10 protein-coding genes are annotated in these 12,332 nt (G+C 64.5%); 6 read left to right on the top strand and 4 right to left on the bottom strand.

The genetic code is table 11. The annotated features are described in order from the left end of the window. Positions 1 to 8 precede the first annotated feature (8 nt). A complete protein-coding gene (locus KYN89_RS03055) occupies positions 9 to 509 on the top strand; it encodes a GNAT family N-acetyltransferase (protein WP_222823740.1) in 501 nt (166 codons plus the stop codon). A 32-nt stretch (positions 510 to 541) separates the two neighbouring features. On the opposite strand, the gene greA is transcribed toward KYN89_RS03055, so the two are convergent. The 3 genes from greA to KYN89_RS03040 all read right to left on the bottom strand — a co-directional run bounded on the left by greA (position 542) and on the right by KYN89_RS03040 (position 5,033). After that, positions 542 to 1,009 (bottom strand): transcription elongation factor GreA, encoded by a 468-nt coding sequence (gene greA, locus KYN89_RS03050; protein WP_222823739.1) that lies wholly within the window; start codon positions 1,007 to 1,009, stop codon positions 542 to 544. A gap of 125 nt (positions 1,010 to 1,134) precedes the next feature. Beyond that, the gene (gene carB, locus KYN89_RS03045; RefSeq protein WP_222823738.1) at positions 1,135 to 4,455 is read right to left on the bottom strand and encodes a carbamoyl-phosphate synthase large subunit; all 3,321 of its coding nucleotides are present in this window, start codon (positions 4,453 to 4,455) and stop codon (positions 1,135 to 1,137) included. Next, positions 4,455 to 5,033, bottom strand: coding sequence for a carbamoyl-phosphate synthase large subunit (locus KYN89_RS03040; protein WP_222823737.1), 579 nt, complete (start codon positions 5,031 to 5,033; stop codon positions 4,455 to 4,457). The genes carB and KYN89_RS03040 overlap by 1 nt, the downstream gene beginning before the upstream one ends. Before the next feature lie 69 nt (positions 5,034 to 5,102). Here KYN89_RS03040 and KYN89_RS03035 point away from each other — a divergent pair, with 69 nt between their 5' ends. After that, on the top strand, positions 5,103 to 5,426 hold the full coding sequence (locus tag KYN89_RS03035) for an endonuclease domain-containing protein (protein WP_346727195.1): 324 nt from the start codon (positions 5,103 to 5,105) through the stop codon (positions 5,424 to 5,426). 378 nt (positions 5,427 to 5,804) lie between these two features. Here KYN89_RS03035 and carA read toward each other — a convergent pair whose 3' ends face one another. Next, positions 5,805 to 6,986, bottom strand: a complete 1,182-nt coding sequence (gene carA / locus KYN89_RS03030) for a glutamine-hydrolyzing carbamoyl-phosphate synthase small subunit (protein WP_222823735.1) — start codon at positions 6,984 to 6,986, stop codon at positions 5,805 to 5,807. 162 nt (positions 6,987 to 7,148) lie between these two features. Here carA and KYN89_RS03025 point away from each other — a divergent pair, with 162 nt between their 5' ends. The 4 genes from KYN89_RS03025 to rpoD are packed head-to-tail and all read left to right on the top strand — an operon-like array spanning position 7,149 to position 12,277. Further along, positions 7,149 to 7,601: a GatB/YqeY domain-containing protein gene (locus KYN89_RS03025; RefSeq protein ID WP_222823734.1), complete on the top strand. Its 453-nt coding sequence runs from the start codon at positions 7,149 to 7,151 to the stop codon at positions 7,599 to 7,601. Further along, entirely contained in the window at positions 7,598 to 8,311 is a 714-nt protein-coding gene (locus tag KYN89_RS03020) for a hypothetical protein (RefSeq protein ID WP_222823733.1), read from the top strand. Before KYN89_RS03025 ends, KYN89_RS03020 begins: the two co-directional genes overlap by 4 nt. A 57-nt stretch (positions 8,312 to 8,368) precedes the next feature. Further along, a complete protein-coding gene (gene dnaG / locus KYN89_RS03015; protein ID WP_222823732.1) occupies positions 8,369 to 10,270 on the top strand; it encodes a DNA primase in 1,902 nt (633 codons plus the stop codon). A 3-nt stretch (positions 10,271 to 10,273) separates the two neighbouring features. Further along, the gene (gene rpoD, locus KYN89_RS03010) at positions 10,274 to 12,277 is read left to right on the top strand and encodes an RNA polymerase sigma factor RpoD (protein WP_222823731.1); all 2,004 of its coding nucleotides are present in this window, start codon (positions 10,274 to 10,276) and stop codon (positions 12,275 to 12,277) included. The last annotated feature ends 55 nt before the right edge of the window (positions 12,278 to 12,332 follow it).

Genomic DNA, 12,332 nt, shown 5'->3' with positions numbered 1-12,332 from the left:
GCCCTCGCATGAGCTATCGCATCCGCCTTTTCCGCGAGGATGACGCGGATGCGCTGGCTGCCATCGCGGTGCGCGCGATCGAGCTGATCGGTCCGCGCGCCTATTCGCGCGATCAGGTTGCGGCGTGGGCCGCGCGCCATGGCGACGACCGCTATTTTATCGAGCGGGTGCGCGATGGGCAGACGATCTTTATCGCGGCGGACGAAGGCGACCACCCCTGCGCCTACACGCTTCTTGAAGTGCCGGAGGCGGATGGCTGTCACGTCGACCATCTCTACTGCGATCCCGACCACACCCGGCGCGGGCTGGCCGAACAATTGCTGGCCCGCGCCGAACGGTTCGCCCGGGATGCGCGCACACCGCGGCTCTATACCGAGGCAAGCGAACTGGCCCGCCCCGCATTCGAACGGGCAGGCTATCGCGTCGAGCACAGACGCGACTTCAGGATGGAACACGCGGGCCGCAGCGTGCCGATCCACAATTATGCGATGGAGAAGCCCCTGGCCTGACGCCGCAGTTCCAGCGGGTCAGGCCGGCAGGCTCAGATGAATTCGATCTTGTCGACGAGGTAGAACTTGTCGCCCGAGGGCACCGTCACCTCGACCTCTTCACCCACCTTCTTGCCGATCAGCGCGCGCGCCAAGGGCGAGTTGTAGGAGATGCGGGCTGACTTTGCGTCCGCCTCGGTCTGGCCGACGATCTGGTATTTGATCGGCTTGTCGTCCTCGTCCAGCAGGGTCACGGTTGCGCCGAACACCACCTTGTCGCCCGACAGGGTCGAGGGATCGATGATCTGCGCGCGGGTCACCCGGTCTTCGATCTCGGCGATTTGCGCCTCGACCTGGCCCTGCCGCTCCTTCGCAGCGTGATATTCGGCGTTTTCCGAAAGATCGCCATGTGCACGCGCTTCTTCAATCGCGTCGACGATCTTCGGACGTTCCGCGCGCAGGGCTTTCAGATCGGCCGTAAGCCGCTCGTAGCCTTCTGCCAGCATCGGAACTTTTTCCATGGGTACCCCCGATCTATCCTAAATGGTCTGCACGCCCGCCACGTCTTTTCCGAAAGTCCCGCCCGCGCCGCGCCCGGATCGGGGCGGTAGAGGCAGGGAGCGGTTTTCGGGGAGAAGAGCGGACGTCAGGTCCCGGAATAATAGGATTGCAGAGAGCGAACTTCAAGCGGTTGAGACGTAAGCGCGGTAATCGCCTCCACAGCTGCGCGACCGGCAGATGCAGTGGTGAAATACGGCACCTTGTGTTCCAGCGCGCTCGCGCGGATCGACTGGCTGTCGCGCAGGCTCTGCCAGCCTTCGGTGGTGTTCAGGATCAGGTCGATTTCGTGGTCGATGATCCGGTCGACGATATGCGGGCGGCCTTGCGCGACCTTGTTGACCAGCGTGACCGGGAGGCCCTGATCGGCGAGGTACGCGTGGGTGCCACCGGTCGCGACGATTTCGAACCCGTCTTCCACCAGGCCGCGCACCGCATCGACGATGCCCGGCTTGTCGCCATCCTTCACCGACACGAACGCCCTGCCGCTGCGAGGCAGCATCATCCCTGCGCCCAGCTGCGCCTTGGCGAAGGCGAGTGCGAAATCGCGGTCCAGCCCCATCACCTCGCCGGTGGACTTCATTTCGGGTGAGAGAACCGGGTCCACGCCGGGGAAGCGGCCCCAGGGGAACACCGCTTCCTTGACCGCGACATAGTCCAGCTCGCGGTTGATCGGCGGCAGGTCGGCCAGCTTTTCACCCGCCATGATCCGCGCGGCATATTTGGCGATCGGCTGCCCGATGGTCTTGGCGACGAAGGGCACCGTGCGGCTTGCGCGCGGGTTGACCTCGATGAGATAGATTTCGCCTTCCTTGACCGCGAACTGCGCGTTCATCAGGCCCACCACCTTGAGCTCGCGCGCCAGCGCTTCGGACTGGCGCTCGATCTCCTCGACCACCTCCGCGCTCAGCGAATAGGGCGGCAGGGTGCAGGCACTGTCGCCCGAGTGCACGCCCGCTTCCTCGACATGCTGCATCACGCCCGCGACGACGATGTCGGTCCCGTCGCACAACACGTCGACATCGCATTCGATCGCATCGCGCAGATACTGGTCGACCAGCACCGGGCTTTCGCCCGACACCTTCACCGCGCTGGCGATGTAGTCGTCCAGCTGGGCCTCGGAATCGACCACCTGCATCGCGCTGCCGCCGAGCACGTAGGACGGGCGCAGCAGCACGGGATAGCCGATCTTGCGCGCAGCGGCGGCGGCTTCATCGCGGCTCTTGGCGATGCCGTTGTCGGGCTGCATCAGCTTCAGCTTGTTGACCAGCTTCGCGAAACGCTCGCGGTCCTCGGCCAGGTCGATCGCGTCGGGGCTGGTGCCGAGGATCGGAATCCCCTCGTCCTCCAGCGCCTGCGCCAGCTTGAGCGGGGTCTGCCCGCCGAACTGGACGATCACCCCGACCAGTTCCCCCTTCACCATCTCGCGCGCGAGGATCTCGAGCACGTCTTCCGCAGTCAGCGGTTCGAAATAGAGACGGTCGGAGGTGTCGTAGTCGGTCGAGACGGTTTCCGGGTTGCAGTTGACCATGATCGTCTCGAACCCGGCTTCGCTCAGCGCGAAACAGGCGTGGACGCAGCAGTAGTCGAACTCGATGCCCTGCCCGATCCGGTTCGGACCACCGCCCAGAATGACGATCTTCCTGCGATCCGACGGATCGGATTCATCCGCCGGGGCGCCGAAGGCCGGGGCCTCGTAGGTCGAATACATGTAGGGCGTGACGGCTTCGAACTCGGCGGCGCAGCTGTCGATCCGCTTGTAGACCGGCAGCACGCCCAGCTTGTGGCGAAGCTTGCGCACTTCCTCGGCGCTGGTCGCACCTGCCATCGCCTGCATCGCATCGTGCAGCAGACCCGAACGGGCAGCCTGAGCACCCGGTGCCGCGCCGACCGACTGGACCGCAAGCCGTGCGAGCTGGGCATCGGAAAAGCCCATCGCCTTCAGCTTGCGCAGCTCAGCCGCATCGCGCGGCAGGCCGTTTTCGGCGACCTGCTTCTCCGCCTCAACGATGGCTTCGATCTGGCGCAGGAACCACGGATCATAGGTGGTCGTCTCGCGGATCGTTTCGAACGGCAGACCGGCGCGGAACGCCTGCCCGATGCCGAGCAGGCGCGAGGGCGTGCGGCGGCTGATCGCGGCGAGGATCTGGTCGTGCGAGGCGTCTTCCAGCTCCTCGACCGGGTCGAGCCCGTCGAGCCCGGTTTCCAGACCGCGCAACGCCTTCTGCAGGCTTTCGGGGAAGGAACGGCCGATCGCCATGACCTCGCCGACCGACTTCATCGCGGTGGAGAGCACCGGTTCGGCGCCCTTGAACTTCTCGAACGCAAAGCGGGGGATCTTGGTGACGACATAGTCGATCGTCGGCTCGAAGCTCGCGGGTGTCGCGCCGGTGATCTCGTTGGTGATCTCGTCCAGCGTGTAGCCGACTGCCAGCTTCGCCGCGACGCGCGCGATGGGGAAGCCGGTCGCCTTCGATGCCAGCGCGGACGAGCGCGAGACGCGCGGGTTCATTTCGATCACGATGAGGCGGCCGTTCTCGGGATTGACCGCGAACTGCACGTTCGAGCCGCCCGTCTCCACCCCGATCTCGCGCAGCACCGCGATGCTGGCGGAGCGCATGATCTGGTATTCCTTGTCGGTCAGCGTCAGCGCGGGCGCGACGGTGATCGAATCGCCCGTATGGACGCCCATCGGATCGACGTTCTCGATCGAGCAGATGATGATGCAGTTGTCCTTGCGATCGCGGACAACCTCCATCTCGTATTCTTTCCACCCGAGCAGCGATTCCTCGATCAGCACCTCGGTGGTCGGGCTCGCGTCGAGCCCCTCGCGCACGATCCGCTCGAATTCCGTCTTGTTGTAGGCAATCCCGCCACCGGTCCCGCCCAGGGTGAAGCTCGGACGGATGATCGACGGCAAGCCGGTCCGCTCGAGCACCTCGAACGCCTGCTCGACCGTGTTGGCGACGCCGCTGACCGCGCTTTCCAGGCCGATCTTGTCCATCGCCTCGCGGAAGCGCTGGCGGTTCTCCGCCTTGTCGATCGCGTCGGCATCCGCGCCGATCATCTGCACCCCGTGCCGCTCCAGCGCGCCGCTTTCGAACAGTTTGAGCGCACAGTTCAGCGCGGTCTGCCCGCCCATCGTCGGCAGCAGCGCGTCGGGCTTTTCCTTGGCGATGATCTTCTCGACCACCTCGGGCGTGATCGGCTCGATATAGGTCGCGTCGGCGAACTCGGGATCGGTCATGATCGTCGCCGGGTTCGAATTGACGAGGATGACGCGATAGCCCTCCTCCTTCAGCGCCTTGATCGCCTGCGTGCCCGAATAATCGAACTCGCACGCCTGCCCGATGATGATGGGGCCTGCGCCGATGACGAGGATGGAGGAAATGTCGGTACGTTTGGGCATCAGGACTCCGAGGGGGTTTGAGGCGCGGCGATGCGCAGGCCGGTATAGCGATTGACGTAGGCGAGATAGTCGACCGTGCCGACCTCATAGCCATGAACGAAGGAACAATTGCGACGAATCTGGACCAGCTGCGTATCGCGCTTGATCGCGATGTAGCTCAGAACGTGGTGATCATGCGGCTTGCGGCGGCGGGTGATGATGTCGAGCTCGCGCACATCACCGTCATAGGCGCGCGCGCGGTCTTCCTCGATATGCCCCTCGCGCTTGCGCTGGCTTTTTTCCGCTTCGTAGGTCGCTTCGAGGTCGAAGGCGGCGTCGCTGTAGCCTTGAGTGGCGGCGACCACGCGGCAATCCATCCGCCCGCCGACGGGGTATTTGCTCTCTTCGCGAAAGAGCACCGGCCGCCAGAAGGTGACCACCGGCACCCCGCCCGGCCCTGCCTCGATCTCAACCGAGCCATCGGCGGCGAAGACCACGCCGGGCGCGAGTTCGACCGCGGGCCATTCCTGCGCGGGCGCGGGGGCTTGGGCGAGCGCGGGGCCGGCGAGGCTTGCGAGCGCCGCAGGTATCGCCCACAAAAGCCCCTTCCCTTGAGGGAAGGGGTTGGGGATGGGTGTACGGCGATGGTGGAGAAGCGATTGACCGGCGTGGCGCGCGAATTGCGCAACCGTCCTACCGATGCCGAACAGCGCCTGTGGACGCACCTTCGCAGCAGCCAGCTCCGCGGCGCGAAGTTCGTCCGCCAGCACCAGATCGGAGATTTCGTCGTGGACTTCGCCTGCCGATCGCTTCGCATCGCAATCGAATGCGACGGCGGCCAGCACTCCGCACATACCGACGCCGCGCGTACCGCGCATATCGAGGCGCACGGTTACCGCATCATCCGCTTCTGGAACCACGACGTCCTCGAGAACACCGACGGCGTTCTCGCGACTATCGCGCGCGAGATCGAAATCGCACGCAACGCCTGACCTCCCCATCCCTTGAGGGAAGGGGCCGGGGGATGGGTGTACCACGTTCGAGGCGAAGCACCCGGCCATCAACGCCGAACCCCCACCCCCAACCCCTCCCCACGGGGAGGGGAGAAGTGAAAGTCAAAGAAAATGTCGGCCTTGTTCGGCATCAGAAGTGTGCTTCGCCAAGCTTCTTCAGTTGGTTGAAGGCAGATTCTGTGAGGCGAAGCGACTGAGACAACTTGTTCTGAAACTCCCGCTCACTCGAACCATACGTGTCGATTTGCACGTATTTCTCTCCACCTACCTCGACAGCTCGAATGATGCCGGAGCACTCCGTGTGACCCACACGAGAATTCTGGGGCTCAGTTTTGAAGTTCTTGACTACTGCCATTTCTATTCCCCCAGCATCCCCACGAACTTTTCGAACAGGTAGAAACTGTCCTGCGGGCCGGGGCTCGCCTCGGGGTGATATTGCACCCCGAACGCGCGCTTACCCTTGATCGCGATGCCGCAATTGGTGCCGTCGAACAGCGAGACGTGCGTCTGCTCGACATTCGCGGGCAGCGTGTCGCCGTCGACTGCGAAGCCGTGGTTCATGCTGGTGATCTCGACCAGACCGGTCGCCTCGCCCCAGCCCTCGCCCACGCGCTGGACGGGGTGGTTGGCACCGCGGTGGCCCTGGAACATCTTGGCAGTCTTTGCCCCCGCCGCGAGGCCGAGCAGCTGGTGGCCGAGACAAATGCCGAAGATCGGCACATCACGCTCCAGCAGGCCGGCGATCACCGGCACCGCATAGGCGCCGGTCGCGGCAGGGTCGCCCGGGCCGTTGGAGAGGAACACGCCGTCGGGCTCGTGCGCCAGCACATCTTCCAGCGAGGTTTCGGCGGGCACCACCGTTACCCGCGCGCCCGCGCGGACCAGCTGACGGAAGATATTGTCCTTCGCGCCGTAGTCGATCGCGACCACGTGCGGCTTCTCCGCGGCGCTCTCGCCATAGCCCTTGCCCAGCTCCCACGCGCCTCCGCGCCAGCCTTCGTGCGCCTTGCGCGACACACGCCGGGCGAGATCCATGCCTTCCAGCCCCGGCCACTCGCGCGCTTTCTGCAAGAGCGCGTCGAGGTCGAACACGCCGTCGGCGCTGTGCGCGATCACCGCATTGGGTGCGCCGTTCAGGCGGATGAGCCGGGTCAGCGCGCGGGTGTCGACGCCAGCGAGGCCGATCTTGCCCTCGTCCTTCAGCCAGGTGTCGAGATCCAGCGTGGAGCGGAAATTGCTCGGCCCCGTGGGAATTTCGCGCATGATGCAGCCAAGCGCGCTCTCCACCTTGCTCTCGATGTCTTCCGGATTCGCGCCGACATTGCCGATGTGCGGGAAGGTGAAGGTGACGATCTGCCCGGCATAGCTCGGGTCGGTCATCACTTCCTGATAGCCGGTCATCGAGGTGTTGAAACACACCTCCCCAACGGCGCTTCCCTCGGCTCCGCAGCCGATACCCCACAGGGCCGTACCATCGGCAAGAAGCAACAGGCCCGTCGCGCCTTCAGGCTGCGCAGGAGTGATCTCGGCTGAAGCCATGGGCTTGTCCGTTCCTTTAAGTGTGTCCGGCGATGTGTGCTAAGCCATCCGGCTAGGCGTGCACTCCGCGCCCGTCAAGCGCGCGAAGCGTCTCCCACCCACAGGAACATTTGTTATAGGCGCTCGTCTGAAGAGATAAGAGATAAAGGCAAACCGGAAACCATGATTCGCGATACCATCAAGCAGGAAACGATCGCCGCAATGAAGGGCGGCAACAAGGAGCGGACGGCCGCGCTCCGCCTCATCCAGGCCAAGATCAAGGATCGCGATATCGAGCAGCGCACCGCCAAGGGCGAGGTGGGCGACGACGAGCTGGTGACCGACGTGCTGATGAAGATGGCCAAGCAGCGCAAGGAGTCGATCGCAATGTACCGCGATGGCGGGCGCGACGAGCTTGCCGCGCAGGAAGAGGCCGAACTGGCCGTGATCGAGGAATTCCTCCCCAAGCAGATGGACGAGGCCGAGACTCGCGCCGCGATCGACCAGGTGAAGACCGATCTGGGTGCAGCCGATATCAAGTCGATGGGCAAGGTCATGGCCGAGCTGAAGGCGCGCCACGGCGCGACGCTGGACATGACGCGCACCTCGGGCTGGGTGAAAGAGGCGTTGCAGTGATTTCACGCTTCGCCTGTTGTGCCGCACTGCTGGCACTGGCCGCCTGTTCGGGCGGATCGGAAGAGGCGGAGCCCGCCCCTGCCCCCTCGCCCACGGCGACCAGCGATGCTCCGTCCGAACCGCGCAATCTGGTCGCGTCCGATTTTGGCGAGCTTAAGGTCGGGGCGAAGATCGAAGGCCCGCTCGGCCCCGAGATCGAGGCTTCGATCATCGCGGGCGGGCGCTCGATCGGCGATATCGTCAGCTACGTTGCGTGCCCCGAAGAATACGACACCTGCGACCCCGAGGATATGCCCGAGGGGACGGTCTATACCTATGTCCATATCGTGACCCCTGGCACGGACGCGCCCAATGATCCGCCCTTCACCCGGCCCGTGGGGCTGGACGAGGTCGCGGCGGCCACCGTGTTCGGCACCGTGCGCGAGGCTTACGGCTTCACCGGCGCGATCGGCTACGACCGCAAGCAGGCGGCCAAGGCGCTCGGACCCGATGGGGTGATCCGGGTCGAGGATGATAACGGCACGCTGGTGTGGCGCGCGGTGGGCGGCAACAACTGGGGCACGGGCGAGCCGATCACGTTTTTCTGGCAGAGCACCCTGCCGCCCGAAGGCCCGGCGGAAGCCTACACGCTGCGCGCGGATGAAAAGATCGCGCTGGCAACCGGCCCCTTCCCGCCCAAGATTGAAAAGCAGGACGACACCGCCCCCTGATCCGGCAGGCCGTTCGTATCTCGACTTCGGCGGGTGCGAACGGCTAGAACGCATCCAATGGCGCTCTCTCCACAATGGCTCGATCAGCTGCGCACGCGGGTGACGCTTTCCAGCGTCATCATGCGGACGACCAAGCTGCAGCGCGCAGGGCGCGAGTGGAAGGCGTGCTGCCCGTTTCATGACGAGAAGACGCCCAGCTTCACGGTCAACGACCAGAAGGGCTTCTACCACTGCTTCGGCTGCGGCGCGCATGGCGATGTGATCCGCTGGATGACCGACCAGCGCGGCCTCACCTTCATGGATGCGGTCAAGGAACTGGCGGTGACCGCGGGGATGGAGATGCCCGCGCCCGACCCGCGCGAAGCCCAAAAGGCCAAACGCCGTGCCGGGCTGCACGACGCGATGGGCGCTGCGCAGGAATTCTTCGTGCGCGAACTGGCGGGACCACGGGGCAGCGCAGCGCGCGATTATCTGGGCAAGCGCGGCTTCTCCCAGGCGACGATGCGCGAGTTTGGCTTCGGCTATGCGCCGGACGAGCGGCAGGCTCTGCCCACCGCGCTCGGCACGCTACCGCCGCAACTTCTGGTCGAAGGCGGGCTTCGGATCGCGATCGACGGCAAGGACCCGTACGACCGTTTCCGCGACCGGCTGATGCTGCCGATCCACGATGTGCGCGGGCGGGTGATCGCGTTCGGCGGGCGCATCCTGACGGCGAAGGACGGCGCGCCCAAATATCTCAACTCGCCCGAGACGCCTTTGTTCGACAAGGGGCGCACGCTCTACAACATCCATCGCGCCAGCCCGGCCGCGCGCAAGAGCGACCGGATCGTGGTCGTCGAAGGCTATATGGATGTCATCGCGCTCGCCAATGCAGGGATCGCGGAAGGCGTCGCCCCGCTCGGCACGGCGCTAACCGAGAATCACATCGAGGAGCTATGGCGCCACGTGTCATGCCCGATCCTGTGCTTCGATGGCGATGCCGCAGGCCAGCGCGCGGTGCGCCGCGCGATCGAGCGGGCACTACCGCTTTTGAAGCCGGGGCACTCGCTCAAGATCGCATGGCTGCCCGCCGGGCTCGACCCGGACGACCTCATAAAGAAAAAAGGTGTTGCAGCTTTCGAACAGGTGCTGGGCAGCGCGCAGTCGCTGCTGGAGGCATTGTGGACGCTCGAAATGCAGGCTGCGCCGCTCGATACGCCGGAGGCGAAGGCGGGGCTGAAGGCCCGTCTGATGACCCATATCGAGGCCATCGAAGAGCCCGATGTCCGCTCGCTCTACCGCCGCGACCTGCTCGACAAATTCTCCGCCTTCGCCTTCCCGCGCCGCGAAAAAGCGCCGTTTCAGCCGCGCAAGCAATGGCGCCGCGATGAGCCGGAGCCGCTTTCGCCCGAGCTTGCCAAGCGGCTCGCCAACCTCTCGCAAGGCGGCCAGCGGCAGCGCCTGCTGGCCGATGTGGTGGGCCAGCTCGCCCGGTTTCCCGACCTGGTCGAGAGCCACCGCGAGGCGCTTGCCGAGCTGGGCGAGATCGACCCTGCGACATTTTCTTTGTTCGATCCTGTGCTCGAACGCGCAGAAACGCTTGAAGCCGACGGTAAAAAGGCCATATTCCACGAGCGCTGGGGCTCCCGGTCCGCTGAACAATCCGTATCTGGCTTGCCTAGAGAAGCCCACGATGCAGCGACCGCGCGCGAGGACCTGGCCGAAGCCATCGAGTTGCTGGTCGAAGGGCCGGCGCTTGAAAAGGCGCTGGCTGCCGCGACGGAGCGTTTCGAACACGATCCCGAAGGCGCGTTCGCCGAACAGCAGCGTCTGCTCAAGCGGAAGCTGGCGTTCGACGCTCGCTTGGGCCAGATGGCGACGAGACGGATCGCGCGAGCGACACCGATACGAGATTCAAAAGCCGCTGCTGTTCCTGGCGATAATGGGGAACACAGCGGCACGGAAACGGATTTTCAATAGCCCATGGCATCCGAAGCGAAGACCAAAGACACCGAAGATGCTCCTCTGATCGACCTTAACGAGGCGTCGATCAAGAAGCTCATCGCAAAGGCGAAAAAGCGCGGCTACGTCACCTATGACGAGCTTAACGAAGCGCTGCCGCAAGGCGAAATGAGCTCCGACCAGATCGAGGACATCCAGGCCGCGATTTCGGAAATGGGCGTCCAGATCGTCGAGTCGGACGACGAGGTCGAGGCGGAGAAGGACGAGGTCGAGGAGATCGCGGCCGATTCGGACACCAAGAAGGCCGACAAGCCCGCTGCCGCCGCCGCCAAGAAGACCGTCGATGCACGCACCGATGACCCGGTGCGCATGTACCTGCGCGAAATGGGCGCGGTCGAACTGCTCAGCCGCGAGGGCGAAATCGCCATCGCCAAGCGGATCGAGGCCGGGCGCGACACGATGATTATCGGGCTGTGCGAGAGCCCGATCACCTTCCACGCGATCATCCAGTGGTCCGACGCGCTCAACGAAGGCGAGATGCAGCTGCGCGAGATCCTCGATCTCGACGCGATGCTGTCCAAGGAACCTCCCGTCGACAAGATGGAGGAGGAAAACGAGGACGACAGCGGCGAAATCTCCGAGGAAACCGCCGGCCCGACCATCCGCGAGGATGACGACGACGACGATGACGAGACCGCCGAAGGCGACGAAGACGGCGACGGCGAGAGCAAGCGCCGCGACGACGACGACGAAGAAGACAACACGATGTCGCTGGCCCAGATGGAGGCCGCGCTCAAGCCCGACGCGCTGGAGCGCTTCGCGCGCATCACCGACCTGTTCAAGAAGTTCGAGAAACTTCAGGCGGAACGCGTCGACGTGCTCGGCCGCGGGGATGCCTTCCCGGCCGCCAAGGAAAAGAAGTACGAGGACCTGCGCGAACAGCTGACCGCGGAAGTGGAAAGCGTGCAGTTCCACGCGACCAAGATCGAATTCCTGGTCGACAACCTCTACGCCTTCAACCGCCGCCTGACCGCGCTGGGCGGCCAGATGCTGCGGCTTGCCGAACGCCACAAGATCAAGCGGATCGACTTCCTCGACGCCTATCTCGGCAACGAGTTGGACGACGAATGGCTGACCAGCCGCACCAAGGACAAGAAGTGGGCCGCCTTCGCGGAGAAGGAAGCCGAGTCGATCGAACGCATCCGCACCGAGATCTCCGACATCGCCAGCCAGACCGGCATGGCGCTGGAAGAATTCCGCCGGATCGTGAACATGGTCCAGAAGGGCGAGCGTGAGGCACGCATCGCCAAGAAGGAAATGGTCGAGGCGAACCTGCGCCTCGTGATTTCCATCGCCAAGAAATACACCAACCGCGGGCTGCAGTTCCTCGACCTGATCCAGGAAGGGAACATCGGCCTGATGAAGGCGGTCGACAAGTTCGAGTATCGCCGCGGTTACAAGTTCAGCACCTACGCGACGTGGTGGATCCGGCAGGCGATCACCCGCTCGATCGCCGATCAGGCGCGCACCATCCGTATTCCGGTGCACATGATCGAGACGATCAACAAGCTGGTCCGCACGAGCCGCCAGTTCCTCCACGAGCAGGGTCGCGAGCCGACGCCGGAAGAAATGGCCGAGCGTCTTTCGATGCCGCTCGAAAAGGTGCGCAAGGTGATGAAGATCGCCAAGGAGCCGATCAGCCTCGAAACGCCGATCGGCGACGAGGAAGATTCGCATCTGGGCGATTTCATTGAGGACAAGAACGCGATCATCCCCGTCGATGCCGCAATCCAGAGCAACCTCAAGGAAACCGTCACCCGCGTGCTCGCCAGCCTGACCCCGCGCGAAGAACGCGTGCTGCGCATGCGCTTCGGCATCGGGATGAACACCGATCACACGCTCGAAGAAGTCGGCCAGCAGTTCTCGGTCACCCGCGAACGTATCCGCCAGATCGAGGCCAAGGCGCTGCGCAAGCTCAAGCACCCGAGCCGCTCGCGCAAGATGCGCAGCTTCTTGGATCAGTAGGTTTCTGGCGGGTCAAGAGACCCGCCAATGTTGACATAGCGGACACAATCCCCCT

It is taken from the genome of Alteriqipengyuania abyssalis (assembly GCF_019857185.1).
GTDB lineage: Bacteria > Pseudomonadota > Alphaproteobacteria > Sphingomonadales > Sphingomonadaceae > Alteriqipengyuania > Alteriqipengyuania abyssalis.
This window is presented reverse-complemented; position numbering and strand designations above follow the sequence as displayed.